This is a genomic window from Paraburkholderia fungorum (genome assembly GCF_902833645.1).
Taxonomy (GTDB): domain Bacteria; phylum Pseudomonadota; class Gammaproteobacteria; order Burkholderiales; family Burkholderiaceae; genus Paraburkholderia; species Paraburkholderia fungorum.
The window spans coordinates 455,496-471,557 of sequence record NZ_CADFGE010000004.1 but is presented as its reverse complement, the minus strand read 5'-3'; the positions used below and the strand labels follow the sequence as shown (position 1 = coordinate 471,557).

The 16,062-nt window shown below is 61.9% G+C and carries 14 protein-coding genes; 9 read left to right on the top strand and 5 right to left on the bottom strand.

Annotation, left to right across the window (positions count from 1 at the left end):
* Positions 1-48: 48 nt before the first annotated feature.
* Both HWX91_RS16620 and purN read right to left on the bottom strand, forming a co-directional pair.
* On the bottom strand, positions 49-1,308 hold the full coding sequence (locus HWX91_RS16620) for an RsmB/NOP family class I SAM-dependent RNA methyltransferase (protein WP_028197894.1): 1,260 nt from the start codon (positions 1,306-1,308) through the stop codon (positions 49-51).
* Positions 1,305-1,958, bottom strand: coding sequence for a phosphoribosylglycinamide formyltransferase (gene purN / locus HWX91_RS16615; protein ID WP_028197895.1), 654 nt, complete (start codon positions 1,956-1,958; stop codon positions 1,305-1,307). The genes HWX91_RS16620 and purN overlap by 4 nt, the downstream gene beginning before the upstream one ends.
* A 118-nt stretch (positions 1,959-2,076) precedes the next feature.
* On the opposite strand from purN, the gene HWX91_RS16610 reads away from it, so the two are divergent.
* The 6 genes from HWX91_RS16610 to dut all read left to right on the top strand — a co-directional run bounded on the left by HWX91_RS16610 (position 2,077) and on the right by dut (position 9,528).
* On the top strand, positions 2,077-3,072 hold the full coding sequence (locus tag HWX91_RS16610) for a bifunctional riboflavin kinase/FAD synthetase (protein WP_028197896.1): 996 nt from the start codon (positions 2,077-2,079) through the stop codon (positions 3,070-3,072).
* 169 nt (positions 3,073-3,241) lie between these two features.
* Positions 3,242-6,079: an isoleucine--tRNA ligase gene (ileS, locus tag HWX91_RS16605; RefSeq protein ID WP_028197897.1), complete on the top strand. Its 2,838-nt coding sequence runs from the start codon at positions 3,242-3,244 to the stop codon at positions 6,077-6,079.
* Entirely contained in the window at positions 6,079-6,585 is a 507-nt protein-coding gene (gene lspA, locus HWX91_RS16600) for a signal peptidase II (RefSeq protein ID WP_028197898.1), read from the top strand. The genes ileS and lspA overlap by 1 nt, the downstream gene beginning before the upstream one ends.
* 166 nt (positions 6,586-6,751) lie before the next feature.
* The gene (coaBC, locus tag HWX91_RS16595) at positions 6,752-7,966 is read left to right on the top strand and encodes a bifunctional phosphopantothenoylcysteine decarboxylase/phosphopantothenate--cysteine ligase CoaBC (RefSeq protein ID WP_028197899.1); all 1,215 of its coding nucleotides are present in this window, start codon (positions 6,752-6,754) and stop codon (positions 7,964-7,966) included.
* An 82-nt stretch (positions 7,967-8,048) separates the two neighbouring features.
* A complete protein-coding gene (locus HWX91_RS16590) occupies positions 8,049-9,068 on the top strand; it encodes an LLM class flavin-dependent oxidoreductase (protein WP_028197900.1) in 1,020 nt (339 codons plus the stop codon).
* 13 nt (positions 9,069-9,081) lie between these two features.
* A complete protein-coding gene (gene dut, locus HWX91_RS16585) occupies positions 9,082-9,528 on the top strand; it encodes a dUTP diphosphatase (protein WP_028197901.1) in 447 nt (148 codons plus the stop codon).
* 85 nt (positions 9,529-9,613) lie between these two features.
* Here the strand turns inward: dut and clpA are convergent, their stop codons facing one another.
* Both clpA and clpS read right to left on the bottom strand, forming a co-directional pair.
* Positions 9,614-11,911 carry an ATP-dependent Clp protease ATP-binding subunit ClpA gene (gene clpA / locus HWX91_RS16580; protein ID WP_020069123.1) on the bottom strand — a complete coding sequence of 766 codons (2,298 nt, stop codon included), beginning with the start codon at positions 11,909-11,911 and terminating at the stop codon, positions 9,614-9,616.
* Positions 11,908-12,222, bottom strand: coding sequence for an ATP-dependent Clp protease adapter ClpS (gene clpS / locus HWX91_RS16575; protein ID WP_028197902.1), 315 nt, complete (start codon positions 12,220-12,222; stop codon positions 11,908-11,910). The genes clpA and clpS overlap by 4 nt, the downstream gene beginning before the upstream one ends.
* A 556-nt stretch (positions 12,223-12,778) precedes the next feature.
* On the opposite strand from clpS, the gene HWX91_RS16570 reads away from it, so the two are divergent.
* Positions 12,779-12,985 (top strand): cold-shock protein, encoded by a 207-nt coding sequence (locus tag HWX91_RS16570; protein WP_007180614.1) that lies wholly within the window; start codon positions 12,779-12,781, stop codon positions 12,983-12,985.
* Positions 12,986-13,247: 262 nt separating this feature from the next.
* On the opposite strand, the gene icd is transcribed toward HWX91_RS16570, so the two are convergent.
* Positions 13,248-14,504, bottom strand: a complete 1,257-nt coding sequence (gene icd / locus HWX91_RS16565; protein ID WP_028197903.1) for an NADP-dependent isocitrate dehydrogenase — start codon at positions 14,502-14,504, stop codon at positions 13,248-13,250.
* Between the two features lie 339 nt (positions 14,505-14,843).
* Here icd and HWX91_RS16560 point away from each other — a divergent pair, with 339 nt between their 5' ends.
* Positions 14,844-15,413, top strand: a complete 570-nt coding sequence (locus HWX91_RS16560; protein WP_028197904.1) for a pseudouridine synthase — start codon at positions 14,844-14,846, stop codon at positions 15,411-15,413.
* A gap of 454 nt (positions 15,414-15,867) precedes the next feature.
* Positions 15,868-16,062, top strand: a complete 195-nt coding sequence (locus tag HWX91_RS16555) for a hypothetical protein (protein ID WP_011489640.1) — start codon at positions 15,868-15,870, stop codon at positions 16,060-16,062.

Sequence of the window (16,062 nt, the reverse complement as noted above, 5' to 3'; positions counted from 1 at the left end):
TCAGGAAAAGAACCCGGCCACACCGGCAGATAGCTTGCTGCGGTTGGCTTAGCTCTGACGTTCCAGCACGGCGGCGAAGAAGCCGTCGGTTGCGTGACGGTGCGGCCACAGCGACAGGTAATCGCCCATTTCCAGCTCGATACGCTGCTCGGCGAGCACATCGCGCGCCGGCACCAGCGCGAAGTCCGGGTGCTCAGCGAGGAACTGCCGCACGATGGCTTCGTTTTCCGCTTCGAGAATCGAGCAGGTCGCGTAGACGAGACGGCCGCCCTTCTTCACCAGACGTGAGGCGCTGGTCAGAATCGACAGTTGTTTCGGCGCCAGTTCAGCGACCGATTCCGGCGACTGCCGCCATTTCAGGTCAGGATTGCGGCGCAATGTGCCCAGGCCGCTGCACGGCGCGTCGACCAGCACGCGGTCGATCTTGCCGGCCAGACGCTTGATCTTGCTGTCGTGCTCACTGTCGATCAGCACCGGGTTAACGTTCGACAACCCGCTGCGCGCAAGACGCGGTTTGAGTTTGGCCAAACGCCGCTCGGAAATGTCGAAGGCGTACAGACGCCCGGTAGAGCGCATAGCCGCGCCCAGCGCCAGCGTCTTGCCGCCTGCGCCCGCGCAGAAGTCGACGATCATCTCGCCACGCTTGGGCGCGACCAGCGAGCACAGCAACTGGCTGCCTTCGTCCTGAACCTCAACCCAGCCGTGCTGGAACGCGTCGAGCTTGGTGAGCGGCGGCTTGCCGACCACCCGCACGCCAAACGGCGCGAACGGCGTCGCGCCCCCCTCGATGCCGGCCTTCGACAGCGCGTTCAGCACGTCGTCGCGGCTTGCCTTGATCGGGTTCGCGCGCAGGTCCAGCGGCGCCGGGTAGTTCAGCGCGGCGGCCAGTTGCGCCAGTTCCGCGGGTTCGAAACGCTTGGAGAGCGCCTGGTAGATCCAGTCGGGCAGATTCAGGCGAATCCGCAGCGGCAGGCTTTCCGGGTCGATCTTCGCGACGTGTTCGAGCCAGTGCGATTCGGTCTCCGACAAGAACGGCTTGAGGGCCGTGCGGCCGGCCGTCTGCATCAATCCCAGCAAGGCCATGCGGCGCGCCGGGCTGCCGGCGCCGCCTTCGGCCAGGTGAGCGAACTCCATCCGGCGACGCAGCACGGCGAAAACCGCCTCGGCAATCACGCCGCGCTCGCCGTGCCCGAGCTTCGGATGCGCGCGGAAAAAGCGGCTCGTCGTGGCGTCGGCCGGGCCGTTCAGTTTCAGGACTTCAGCCAGCAAAGTCTCGGTTTGTCCAATCAAAAAACCATGCAATCTCATGCGCCCTCTCCGGCGGTGTGACCGGCAAAGAGCCATTGCGGCTCCGGCGGCGTAAGCGTGACACGCAAGCCGTCGAGGGCAAGACGCCCTTCGACGAACCAGCGCACCGCGCGTGGATAGATAATGTGTTCGGTTGCCAGCACGCGTTCCGCGAGCATGGCGGGGGTGTCGCCAGCCTCAACGGGGACTGCCGCCTGCGCGACGATCGGCCCGTGATCCAGCTGCGACGTGACAAAATGCACCGACGCGCCGTGCAGCCGCACGCCGGCGTCCAGCGCCTGTTGATGGGTTTTCAGGCCGGGAAAGCTCGGCAGCAGCGACGGATGCACGTTCAGCATGCGTCCGGCGTAGCGGTCGACGAACCCGGGCGTGAGCACTCGCATAAAGCCGGCGAGCACCACCAGGTCGGGCGCGAAGCTGTCGATTTGACGCGCCAGCGCGGCGTCGAAGCTCTCGCGATCGGGAAACTGGCGGTGATCGACCACCGCCGTGGCAATGCCGTGCGACGCCGCGAACGCAAGGCCCGCGGCGTCAGGACGGTTGGCAATCACGGCGGCGACTTGCGCCGGCCAGCCCTCGTCCGCGCAGGCGCGAACGATCGCTTCCATGTTGCTTCCCCGTCCAGAAATCAGGATGACGAGTTTTTTCATCCGCGGATTTTATCATTCGGGGGACACTGAAACGGCGACGCGCCGCCGTCTCGTGCGCTGAGCGTTTATAATCGTTTGTTTTGCGGCACCTCGGCCGCCCTACCTCAAACCCGCTATCGTGAGAGTCTTCCGCGGTCTTCCCAATGCTGAAAGCCGTGCGCCCTGCGCACTGACCATCGGCAACTTCGACGGTGTCCACCGCGGCCATCAGGCTTTGCTCGCCCACGTCCGGGCCGCAGCCGATGCACGCGGCCTGCCCGTCTGCGTGATGACCTTCGAGCCGCACCCGCGCGAATTCTTCAACCCGGCCGGTGCGCCGCCCCGCATCGCCATGTTGCGCGACAAGCTCGAGGCGCTGCGCACCAACGGTGTCGACCGGGTGGTGGTCGAGCATTTCAATCACACCTTCGCGAGCCAGTCGCCGGATGCGTTTGTCGAGCGGATCATCGTCAACGGGCTGCATGCCCGCTGGGTCATGATCGGCGACGACTTCCGCTATGGCGCCAAACGCGCGGGCGATTTCGCGTCGCTCAAGGCCGCTGGCCAACAGCACGGCTTCGAAGTCGAGCAGATGGCCACGGTGGCCGATCCGTCCGGCGCGCGCATTTCCAGCTCGGGCGTGCGCGCGGCACTGGTGGCGGGCGATCTCGACGCCGCGCGTGCCGCGCTAGGCCGCGATTACCTGATCAGCGGGCACGTCGTGCACGGCATGAAGCTTGGCCGCGACCTTGGTTTCCCCACGCTCAATCTGGCGATCGCCCACAAGCGTCCGGCGCTGTCCGGTATTTTCGTGGTGCGCGTGCATGGCGTGGCTGATGAGCCGTTGCCCGGCGTCGCGAGCCTCGGCTTGCGCCCGACCGTCGACGATTCCGGCCGCGTGCTGCTCGAAGTGCATCTGCTCGACTGGCACGGCGACGCGTATGGCAAACTCGTGCGCGTCGAATTCCTGAAAAAGCTGCGCGACGAGGAGAAATACGTCGACCTCGAAACGCTGACCGCCGCCATCGCGCGCGATGTCGCCAATGCGCGCGCGTGGTTCGCGGCCGTCGGCGCCGGCACGCCGGGCAGCCGTTCCACTGGTTTCGCCACCTCGGCCACCGACCGAATTAGATAGCCGCCGCGGTACATGCAAGCGCGCTGAGTGCTGCATGTACCCACCGCTGCGCGCATCGAAGGGCGTCCGTGGATTACGCGACATGCCTGCCGGGCGCGCCCCACGCCCTGCGCTTCGTGCGCATACCGCAGCCTCGCTGCGCTTAGAAAGAATTCACCGCGACCTCATCATGAGCAACAAGAAAGCCGATTCGAAACCGCAGTCACGCTACCCGGTCAACCTGCTCGACACGCCCTTCCCGATGCGTGGCGACCTGCCCAAGCGCGAGCCGCAATGGGTCAAGGAGTGGCAGGAACGCAAGGTCTACGAGAAGATCCGCGCCGCTTCCAAGGGCCGCAAGAAGTTCATCCTGCACGACGGGCCGCCGTATGCGAACGGCGACATCCACCTCGGCCACGCGGTGAACAAGATTCTCAAGGATATGATCGTCAAGGCGCGCAATATGGCGGGCTTCGACGCGGTCTACGTGCCGGGCTGGGATTGCCACGGCATGCCGATCGAAATCCAGATCGAAAAGCAGTTCGGCAAGTCGCTGCCGGCCGCTGAAGTGATGCAGAAGGCGCGCGCCTACGCGACCGAGCAGATCGAAAAGCAGAAGGTCGGCTTCCGCCGTCTCGGCGTGCTCGGTGACTGGGACAACCCGTACAAGACGATGAACTTCACGAACGAAGCCGGCGAAATCCGCGCGCTCGCGAAGATCATGGAAAAGGGCTACGTGTTCCGCGGCCTGAAGCCGGTCAACTGGTGTTTCGACTGCGGCTCGGCGCTGGCCGAAGCGGAAGTCGAATACGCGGACAAGACCGATCCGACCATCGACGTGCTGTTCAGCTTCGCCGAACCGGAAAAGACCGCGCAGGCCTTCGGCCTCAAAGCACTGCCGCGCAACGAAGGCGGCATCGTGATCTGGACCACCACGCCGTGGACCATCCCCGCCAACCAGGCGCTGAACCTGCATCCGGAAATCGTCTACGCGCTGGTCGATACGCCGCGCGGCTTGCTGATCCTCGCCGAAGAGCGTGCGGAAGCGTGCCTGAAACAGTACGAACTGGAAGGCACGGTCATCGCAACCGCGCCGGGCGCGAAGCTCGTCAATCTGCGCTTCAATCATCCGCTCGCGGCCGCGCATCCGGCCTACAAGCGCACGGCGCCGGTTTATCTCGGCGACTACGTGACGACTGAATCGGGTACGGGCGTCGTCCACTCGTCGCCGGCCTACGGCGTGGAAGACTTCGTGTCGTGCAAGGCGCACGGCATGGCCGATTCCGACATCATCAACCCGGTGATGGGCGACGGCCGTTACATCGAATCGCTCGCGCTGTTCGGCGGCCTGTCGATCTGGGCGGCCAATCCGCAGATCGTCGAAGCCCTGCGGGCCGCCGGCTCGCTGATGCGCACCGAGAACTACCGGCACAGCTACATGCATTGCTGGCGCCACAAGACGCCGATCATCTACCGCGCAACCTCGCAATGGTTCGCCGGCATGGATGTGAAGCCGAACGACTCCGACAAGACGCTGCGCGAAACCGCACTCGAAGGCATCGAGAACACCGCCTTCTATCCGGCGTGGGGCAAACAGCGCCTGTTCAGCATGATCGCGAATCGCCCGGACTGGACGCTGTCGCGTCAGCGCCAATGGGGCGTGCCGATGGCGTTCTTCGTGCACAAGGAAACCGGCGAACTGCATCCGCGTACGCTGGAGCTGCTTGAAGAAGTCGCGCAACGCGTCGAGAAGGCCGGCATTGAAGCGTGGCAAACGCTAGACCCGCGCGAACTGCTCGGCGACGACGCCAACATGTACGAAAAGAACCGCGACACGCTCGACGTCTGGTTCGATTCGGGCACCACGCATTGGCACGTGCTGCGCGGCTCGCATAAGGACGAACTGCAATTCCCGGCCGACCTGTATCTGGAAGGCTCGGACCAGCATCGCGGCTGGTTCCATTCGTCGCTGCTGACCGCGTCGATGCTCGACGGGCGTCCGCCGTACAACGCGCTGCTCACGCACGGCTTCACCGTCGACGGCGAAGGCCGCAAGATGAGCAAGTCGCTCGGCAACGGGATCGACCCGCATGAGGTGGCAAACCGCCTCGGCGCGGAAATCATCCGTCTGTGGATTGCCTCGACCGATTACTCGGGCGAACTGGCGATCTCCGAGGAAATCCTGAAGCGCGTGACGGAAAGCTATCGCCGCATCCGCAACACGCTGCGCTTCCTGCTCGCGAACCTCTCGGACTTCGACTTCGCGCAACACGCCCGGCCGGTCGAAGACTGGCTCGAGATCGATCGTTACGCGGTGGCGCTGTCGGCGAATCTGCAGAACGACATCCTCTCGCACTACGACAAGTACGAGTTCCACCCGGTGGTCGCCAAGCTGCAGACGTTCTGCTCGGAAGACCTGGGCGGCTTCTATCTCGACGTGCTGAAAGACCGTCTGTACACCACGGCGGCAGACTCCGTCGCGCGCCGCTCGGCGCAGACCGCGCTGTATCACATCGCGCACGGCCTGCTGCGTCTGATGGCGCCGTTCATGTCGTTCACCGCCGAAGAAGCGTGGAAGGTGTTCCAGCCGAACAGCGAAACGATCTTCACCGAGACGTATCACGCGTTCCCGGCCGTGCCGCAAGCCGGTGAACTGCTTGACAAGTGGACGCTGCTGCGCGCCGCGCGCAGCGACGTGACCAAGGCGTTGGAAGAAGCACGCGTTGCGAACCTGATCGGCTCGTCGCTGCAGGCGGAAGTCGAAATTCGGGCGAGCGGCGCGCGTTATGACGCGCTCACGAGCCTCGGCGACGACCTCAAGTTTGTGCTGATCACGTCGGCGGCGAACGTCGTGAAGGTCGACAGCGAAGCGGACGAAAGCGTCGAAGTGATCGCCTCGAAGTATCTGAAGTGCGAGCGCTGCTGGCACTATCGCGCGGACGTCGGCGCCAACGCCGAGCACCCCACCTTGTGCGGCCGCTGCTTCAGCAATCTGTTCGGCAACGGCGAAACGAGGAGCGCGGCATAATGGCAAGAACCGTGTCGAAAGCGTCGTCCGGAAACAGCTCGCTGGCGCCTTGGCTTGGCGTGGCGCTGATCGTGATTCTGTTCGATCAGCTCACCAAGATCGCGATCCAGAAGGTGTTCGCCTACGGTGTTCCGCATGAGGTCACGCCGTTTTTCAACCTGATCCTCGTGTACAACCGTGGCGCCGCCTTCAGCTTCCTCGCGATGGCGGGCGGCTGGCAGCGCTGGGCTTTCACCGCGCTCGGCGTGGTTGCGGCGCTCGTGATCTGCTATCTGCTCAAGCGTCATGGCGGACAGAAAATGTTCTGCACGGCGCTCTCGCTGATTCTCGGCGGTGCGCTCGGCAATGTGATCGACCGGCTCGCGTACGGCCACGTGATCGACTTTCTCGATTTCCACGTGCGCGCATGGCACTGGCCGGCGTTCAATCTCGCCGACAGCGCGATCACGATCGGCGCGATCCTGCTCGTGCTCGACGAGTTGCGGCGCGTACGCGGCTCGCGCTAAACGGCGCGTATCAGCGCCGCCTTGGGGGCTTGAGCCACGCTCATGTGGCGCTTGCGTCCGAGGCTTCGGTTTGCGCTCAGATGAGCGCTTACGCGCCGATTCGTAGGCGGCCAACGGTGCGGCACCCGCACCGCTGCCCGCCACCACGCTTTGTCGGAGGCTTTCGTTGGCAACCGCAGAACTCGCAGGAAAACACCTCGTCCTCGGCATGACGGGCGGCATTGCCTGCTACAAGATCGCCGAACTCACGCGTCTGTTGACCAAGGCCGGCGCGACGGTCCAGGTCGTCATGACCGAAGCGGCTACCCAATTCATTACCCCCGTCACGATGCAGGCGCTGTCCGGCCGGCCCGTCTACACAAGTCAGTGGGACGGGCGCGTGCCGAACAATATGGCGCACATCGATCTGTCGCGTGAAGCCGACGCGATCGTCATCGCGCCCGCCTCGACTGACTTCCTCGCCAAACTGGCGCACGGCATGGCCGACGATCTGCTCTCGACGCTCTGTGTCGCGCGCGATTGTCCGCTGCTGGTCGTGCCGGCGATGAACCGGCAGATGTGGCAAAACCCGGCGACCCAACGCAACGTTGCGCAACTGCGCGCGGACGGCATCGAAGTGCTCGGCCCCGATTCGGGTCCGCAAGCGTGCGGCGAAATCGGCGACGGGCGCATGCTGGAAGCAGCCGCCACGTTCGAAGCAATCGCGTCGTTCTTCTCGCCCAAGATCCTGTCCGGCCGTCGCGTGTTGCTGACCGCCGGCCCGACCTTCGAGCCGCTCGATCCGGTGCGCGGCATCACCAATCGTTCGAGCGGCAAAATGGGCTTTGCACTGGCGCGCGCCGCGCAGCAAGCGGGCGCCGAGGTGCATCTGATCGCCGGCCCCGTCGCGCTGGAAACACCGTGGGGCGTGTTCCGCGAAGACGTGCAAACCGCGCAGCAAATGCACGACGCGGTGATGCGCTCAGTGGCAGACGCCGACATCTTTATCGGCGTGGCCGCGGTGGCCGACTGGCGCGTCGATCACGCCAGCGAACAGAAGATCAAGAAGACCGCCGATCGCGCACTGCCCACCTTCACATTCGTCGAGAATCCGGACATTCTGGCGTCGGTGGCCAAGCTGCCGCATCCGCCTTTCGCCGTCGGCTTTGCTGCGGAAAGCGGCGATCTCGAAGTGCATGGCGAAGAAAAGCGCGTGCGCAAGAACGTACCGCTGCTGATCGGCAACCTCGGCCCGCTGACGTTCGGTCTCGACGACAACGAGGTCATCCTGTTCGAAGCAGGGGGTTCAACCAAGCTGCCGCGCGCCGACAAGCAGACGCTCGCGCGAGCCTTGATCGTGGAAATTGCGAGGCGTCTGCCCGACACAAGTCTGATCCGCTAAGGCCGCTCGCGGGCGGCGCACGCCGGCTTCACCGCGAGCAACTTCTGCGCAGCAAGTTATCTGTATCTGGAGCAGTACTGACATGACGCTACTTTCCGTGCTCGATCAAACGCCCGTGATCGACGGGCACTCAGTGGCGGACGCCATCGCCGCCACCGTCGAACTCGCGCAACTGGCTGACGATCTCGGCTACACGCGCTACTGGTGCGCCGAACATCACGGCTTGCGCGGCGTGTCGAACCCATGCCCCGAGGTGATGCTGGCGCGCCTCGGCAGCGTCACCAAACGCATACGCATGGGCTCCGGCGGCGTGATGCTGCCGTACTACAGCCCGTTCAAGGTCGCCGAGCAATTCATGATGCTCGAGGCGCTGTTTCCCAATCGCATCGATCTGGGCGTGGGACGCGCGCCCGGTGGCGACATGCGCACCGCTCAGGCGGTCGCGGCCGGCGCCTACAATCGTGGCGACATTTTCCCGCAGCAGGTTGCCGATCTGGGCGGCCTGATGCATGGCAGCTTGCCCGAGGATCACCTCGCGCACGGCGTGTTGCTGCAACCGCAGATCGCCACGCGCCCGCAACTGTGGATGCTCGGTTCGAGTGAATTCGGCGGCTTGCTGGCGGCACAACTCGGGATCCGCTTTGCGTTCGCGCATTTCATCAACGCGCATTTCGGACACCAGGTGGCGCATGCCTATCGCGATCGTTTCAAACCCAGCCTGGAGGCGCAGCAGCCGTATCTGGCCGCCGCCGTATTCGTGATCTGCGCGGACACCGAGCAGGAAGCGGCCGATCTGGAAAAGGCCGTCGACCTGCGCCGCGTGCAAATGGCATACGGTCTGAACGCACCGATTCCCACCGTCGAACAAGGCCTCGCTCAGGAATACGGCGAACGCGAGCGTCTCGTCATCGACCGTGAGAAACCGCGCAGTATCATCGGCACGCCTGAAACCGTCACGGAGCGGCTGCACGACTTGCAGGCGCAGTTCCAAGCCGACGAATTGATCGTGCTCACCGTAGCCGGCAGCTATCGCGCCCGGCTGCGCTCCTATGAACTTCTCGCCGACGCGTTCCAGCTTGGACGCCCGGCCTCCACTCCCTAACCTTCGAACCTGCATGAAACTCGACCTGAAGATTCTCGATGCGCGCATGCGCGATCAACTCCCGGCGTACGCCACCACCGGCAGCGCGGGCCTCGACCTGCGTGCCTGTCTCGACGAACCGTTGACGCTGAAGCCGGGCGAAACCGCGCTGGTGCCCACAGGTCTGGCGATTCACGTCGGCGATCCGGGCTACGCAGCGTTGATTCTGCCGCGTTCGGGTCTTGGCCATAAGCATGGGATCGTACTGGGCAATCTGGTCGGCCTGATCGATTCGGATTACCAGGGTCAACTGATGATCTCGACGTGGAACCGCGGCGAGACCACGTTCGTGCTGAATCCGATGGAGCGCCTCGCGCAACTCGTGATCGTGCCGGTGGTCCAGGCCGAGTTCAATATCGTCGACGATTTCGAAAGCAGCGAGCGTGGTGCGGGCGGGTTCGGCAGCACGGGCAAGCACTAGTCGAAGCCCCTTCGAACAGACATAAAAAAACGGCGTGGGATCGAACCCGCGCCGTTTTTTTGCCTGCCTCTGTAACGCCTGAAACTTACTCGACTTCGACTGCTTCCGGATTCGGATTGCGCGGCGCCGGATGTTCGTCGAAGGTCAACTGCACCTTGTCTTCCGCATCGACGTCGACCGACACACGGCCACCGCTCATCAGCTTGCCGAACAGCAGTTCGTCGGCCAGTGCACGACGGATCGTGTCCTGGATCAGACGCTGCATCGGCCGCGCGCCCATCAACGGATCGAAACCGTGCTTGGCGAGATGCTTGCGCAGCGCGTCGGTAAAGAGCGCATCGACCTTCTTCTCGTGCAACTGATCTTCCAGTTGCATCAGGAACTTGTCGACCACACGCATGATGATTTCCTCATCGAGCGCACGGAAGCTGATCGTGGCGTCCAGACGGTTACGGAACTCCGGCGTGAACATGCGCTTGATGTCGACCATTTCGTCGCCGGTTTCCCGACGATTCGTGAAGCCGATCACCGACTTGCCCATGGCCTCGGCGCCCGCGTTCGTCGTCATGATAATGATGACGTTGCGGAAATCCGCCTTGCGGCCGTTGTTGTCCGTCAGCGTGCCATGGTCCATCACCTGCAGCAGCACGTTGTAGATGTCCGGATGCGCCTTCTCGATTTCGTCGAGCAGCAGCACGCAATGCGGCTTCTTCGTCACCGCTTCGGTCAGCAGACCGCCCTGATCGAAACCGACATAGCCCGGCGGCGCGCCGATCAACCGGCTCACCGCATGACGCTCCATATATTCCGACATGTCGAAGCGGATCAACTCGATCCCCAGCGTGAACGCCAGTTGCTTCGCCACTTCCGTCTTGCCGACGCCCGTGGGGCCGGAGAACAGGAACGCGCCGATCGGCTTGTCCAGCTTGCCGAGACCCGCACGCGCCATCTTGATCGCGGCCGACAGCGCGTCGATGGCCGGGTCTTGCCCGAAAACCACGCTCTTCAGATCGCGATCGAGCGTTTGCAGCTTGCTGCGATCGTCTTGCGACACGCTTTGCGGCGGCACGCGAGCAATCTTCGAGATGATTTCTTCGATCTCGTTCTTGCCGATCGTCTTCTTCTGCTTCGACTTCGGCAGGATGCGTTGCGCCGCGCCGGCTTCGTCGATCACGTCGATCGCCTTGTCCGGCAAATGACGATCCGTGATGAAGCGCGCCGACAACTCAGCCGCCGCCGACAGCGCACCCGACGAGTACTTCACGCCATGATGCTCCTCGAAACGCGACTTCAGACCGCGCAGGATCGCCACCGTCTGCTCGACGCTGGGCTCCGTCACGTCGACTTTCTGGAAACGACGCGACAGGGCCGCGTCTTTTTCGAAGATGCCGCGATATTCCGTGAAGGTGGTCGCGCCGATACACTTGAGCGTGCCCGACGACAACGCCGGCTTCAACAGATTCGACGCATCGAGCGTACCGCCCGACGCGGCGCCCGCGCCGATCAGCGTATGAATTTCGTCGATGAACAGAATGGCGTGCGGACGTTCCTTCAGTTCCTTCAGGACCGTCTTCAGGCGCTGTTCGAAGTCGCCGCGATACTTGGTGCCGGCGAGCAGCGCGCCCATATCAAGCGAATACACCTGCGCATCCGCCAGAATGTCCGGCACTTCGCCGCGCGTAATGCGCCACGCGAGACCTTCGGCAATCGCGGTCTTACCCACACCGGCCTCACCGACCAGCAGCGGATTATTCTTGCGACGGCGGCACAACACCTGCACGACGCGCTCGACTTCCGACTCGCGCCCGATCAGCGGATCGATGCGACCGTCTTTCGCCATCTGGTTCAGGTTCTGCGTGAACTGGGCGAGCGGGGTTTCCTTCTGCGCGGCGGCTTCGTCGGACTCGGCATTCGCGTCGCTCGCTTTCGCGGCGTCCGTGCTGCTGGTCTTCGCAATGCCATGCGAGATGAAATTCACCACATCCAGCCGCGTCACGCCCTGCTGCTGCAGGTAGTACACCGCATGCGAATCCTTCTCGCCGAAGATCGCCACCAGCACGTTCGCGCCGGTCACTTCCTTCTTGCCATTCGAGGTGGACTGAACATGCATGATGGCACGCTGGATCACACGCTGGAAACCCAGCGTGGGCTGCGTGTCGACGTCGTCCGTGCCGGGCACGGTCGGCGTGTTGTCATGAATGAAGTTGCGCAGGTTCTGGCGCAGATCCTCGATATTGGCCGCGCATGCACGCAACACCTCGGCCGCCGTTGGGTTATCCAACAGAGCCAATAACAGGTGTTCGACCGTTATGAACTCGTGCCGCGCCTGGCGTGCTTCCATGAACGCCATGTGCAGGCTGACTTCCAGTTCCTGGGCAATCATGCTTCCTCCATCACACACTGCAGCGGATGCCCGGCCTGCCGTGCGTGGGTAACGACTTGCTCGACTTTGGTCGACGCGATGTCCCGCGTATAGACCCCACAAACTCCCCTGCCCTCGCGATGCACCTTCAACATGACCTGCGTTGCGGTTTCACGATCTTTATTGAAATACTCCTGCACGATCATCACGACAAATTCCATTGGCGTGAAGTCGTCATTCAGCAGCACCACCTTGTACATGGATGGCGGCTTGAGCTTTTTCTCCTGCCGCTCCAGTACGGTGCTGTCCTGCTTGTCCGGGATAATCGCCATACACCCATTCTAAACAACTAGGACAGGCCCGCAATCCTGTCAAAACCCGGCCGACCGGCCGGTGAGCCCGTTCGCTACCGCCTATGGGTAATTACCCCCACGGCGTTGCGTCATTCGACGAGCCGATTGCGGAGCCGGCCCCTATCCTGTGAAGCGTCGCAGTCGTGCTGCGCCGCAGTCGGATCGAGTATCGCACAACCTGCCGGTACTGGCTGAAGCCGCTCGCCCCGCCGCATCGGTAGGTTCTGCCACCCGCAGAACAGCATGTGAGTCGATTATGCGACTTTTCAAGACACCACGCTTGGGCAACCGCACATAAGAAAATAAAAGCGGGAAAAACCCTGGAAACGCCTGTTTGCAACACGACAACGACGTCTCAAAATTTTCTTGACACTCGAATAAAGAGCCTCAACAATCAAGCTGGCACTTTTTTCACTGCGCCATAATTTCGAAAAAATGCCGTTGGTGAGCTTGTGAGGAGGGAGCGGCTGCATCATGCGGCCGTCGAGCTTTTCGAGGGCTCGTGGTAGTGACATGAGTTACAGGGGAAGTTGGAATGGCAACTGGTACGGTCAAATGGTTCAATGACGCAAAAGGTTTCGGATTCATCACGCCTGACGAAGGTGGTGAGGATCTGTTTGCACACTTCTCGGCCATCCAGATGAATGGGTTCAAGACCCTCAAGGAAGGTCAAAAAGTAACCTTCGAGGTCGTGCAAGGCCCGAAAGGCAAACAGGCATCGAACATCCAGGCACCTGCCTGAAACTGTTCGTTACCCGTCCTTTGAAACCCGGCTCCGTGCCGGGTTTCTTTTTGGGGCGGCGCTTTCCAGTTTGAGGCGCATTTTGAATGCGAATCGTTGTTCCGGTTCGAGACGCGGGTTGATTGAATGTCTCAAATATTGGACACCGAACTTCCTTTCCGAACGCTTTCGATCTCCACCTGATAACGAACATACAAAAAACCCCGGCCGCCTCACGGCGCCGGGGTTTTGAATTCAAGCCGGGCAAACCGGCGCGAATCGCTTACATGTTTTCGATCAACACCTGGCCGAAGCCCGAACAGGACACTTGCGTCGCACCTTCCATCAGGCGCGCGAAGTCATACGTGACCCGTTTTTGCAGAATCGACTTTTCCATCGATTTGATGATCAGATCCGCCGCTTCGGTCCAGCCCAGGTGACGCAGCATCATCTCGGCCGAGAGAATTTCCGAACCCGGATTCACATAGTCTTTGCCGGCGTATTTCGGCGCCGTGCCGTGCGTGGCTTCGAACATGGCGACCGAATCCGACATATTTGCACCCGGTGCAATTCCGATACCGCCGACTTGCGCGGCGAGCGCGTCCGAAACATAGTCGCCGTTCAGATTCAGCGTGGCGATCACATCGTATTCGGCCGGGCGCAGCAGGATTTGCTGAAGGAACGCGTCGGCAATCACGTCTTTCACCACGATGTCGCCACCCGTTTTCGGGTTCTTGATCTTCATCCACGGACCGCCGTCGATCAGCTCCGCCGCGAATTCCTTTTGCGCCAGCGCATAGCCGTAGTCGCGGAATGCGCCTTCCGTGAACTTCATGATGTTGCCCTTGTGCACAAGCGTGACCGAGCGGCGCTCGTTGTCGATCGCATACTGGATCGCCTTGCGCACCAGACGCTCCGTGCCTTCGCGCGACACGGGCTTGACACCGATCCCCGAGGTTTCGGGGAAGCGGATCTTCTTCACGCCCATTTCCTCGCGCAGGAACTTGATGACCTTCTTCGCGTCTTCCGAGCCGGCAGGCCATTCGATGCCGGCATAAATGTCTTCCGAGTTCTCGCGGAAGATCACCATGTCGATCTTTTCAGGCTCACGCACCGGCGAAGGCACACCCTTGAAGTACTGCACCGGACGCAGGCAAACATACAGATCGAGTTCCTGACGTAGCGCAACGTTCAGCGAACGGATGCCGCCGCCAACCGGCGTGGTGAGCGGACCCTTGATCGAGACAACGTATTCCTTCAGCACCTGCAGCGTCTCTTCCGGCAGCCACACGTCCGGGCCGTACACCTTGGTCGATTTCTCGCCGGCGTAGATTTCCATCCAGTGGATTTTCTTCTTGCCCGCGTACGCTTTTTCTACTGCGGCATCCACCACTTTCAACATCACCGGCGTGATGTCGAGGCCCGTTCCATCGCCTTCGATATACGGAATGATCGGCTGGTCGGAAACGTTGAGCGAGAAATCTGCGTTGACAGTGATCTTGTCACCACCGGTCGGAACCTTGATGTGCTGATACGGCATGATCGACTCCAGTGAAGGCTGTGCTGAAAGCTGATGGGGAGACTGCGGAAACTGGGTGCTCCTCGCTGCGCGCAATGCCGGACGCCCGCGAGCGGCCTGGTCGCCTATTCTAGCCCACGCCGACGCGGCAACGAGGCCGTCGCGGCTCGGGGTTTTCCAACATTGTCGAAAATCAAAGCGGCAAGGCGCTTTATTCTTATGTCTTATATAAGACATAAGACTTGCGACAAGCGATTATGCATTACTATTCCGCGATTTACCATTGGGCCAGCATCTTTTCCGGCTTGAGCGGCACGCCACCGCCGCAGCCGGCGCCAGCCGACCTTCACCGATTCCCTTATGCGACTTATCGCCCTGAACAAACCGTTCGGCACCATTTGCCAGTTCTCGCCGCATGAAACGCGCGCGTCGCTAGCCGACTGGGTGAAGGTGCCCGGCGTTTATCCAGCGGGCCGGCTCGACTCCGATAGCGAAGGGCTGCTGCTTCTCACCGACGACGGCGCGCTGCAAGCGCGCATCGCCGAACCGCGCCACAAACTGGTCAAACGTTATTGGGCACAAGTGGAAGGCGCAGTCGACGATGCCGCGTTGAAGAAGCTCGCGCGCGGCGTCGATCTCGGCGATTACGTCACGCGGCCCTGTCGCGCGGATTATGTCGAGCCAGGCGGATCGCTCTGGGCCCGCACACCGCCGATCCGCTACCGCGCCGCGATACCCACCACGTGGATCGAGTTGTCGATCACCGAAGGCAAGAACCGCCAGGTACGTCGCATGACTGCCGCGGTCGGATTTCCGACGCTGCGTCTTGTACGCGCGGGCATCGGCGCACTCGATATTTTTGCGCTCGGGCTGCAGCCCGGAGAGAGTGTCGAATTGCCGCTGAAGGCGCCATGGGAAGGCATGGTTTAAAACGGTTCACCTGCACGCCATGCCGGCGCCGCGCCGGCATCAAGTTTGTATTCTGACCGGCGATAAAAAAGCTAACTCGTTGTATCCGCAAACAAAAATAGCGCGTGAAACCAAGCTGAAAACGCGTGAAACAATTGCTTCCGCGATCACTGCGCGGCTACTCATTTGCATCAGCGCATCCGCATATAAATTTTCCACAAAAAACACGTCAACCGGTGCGCGAGCTCACGCGTTATTCGACGCAGATGCCGCCCGAAGCTATCCGGCATTCAGCCTTAAGGGCCTTTGCACAAGCCGCTCACGCGGCGAGTACAGGGAGTCTGAACGCTAAACAGACGCGTCGAAAAAAATCTCGATGCGGCTGTCAACCGAAAGGTGGATGGCACGTTTACCGACATGACTCTACATATAACCGGGTCATTTGGTTAATTAACTCAAGCTGAGGATTTACAAAATGAACAAACTGATCGCCGCTCTGGTCGCTGGCCTCTTCGCAACGGCAGCATTCGCACAAGCTTCGGCACCGGCAGCAGCTTCGGCAGCTCCGGCAGCAGCAGCTTCGTCGGCAAAGAAGACCACGAAGCACGCTCACAAGAAGTCGCACAAGAAGGCAGCAGCAGCAGCTGCAGCTTCGGGCGCTTCGGAGTAA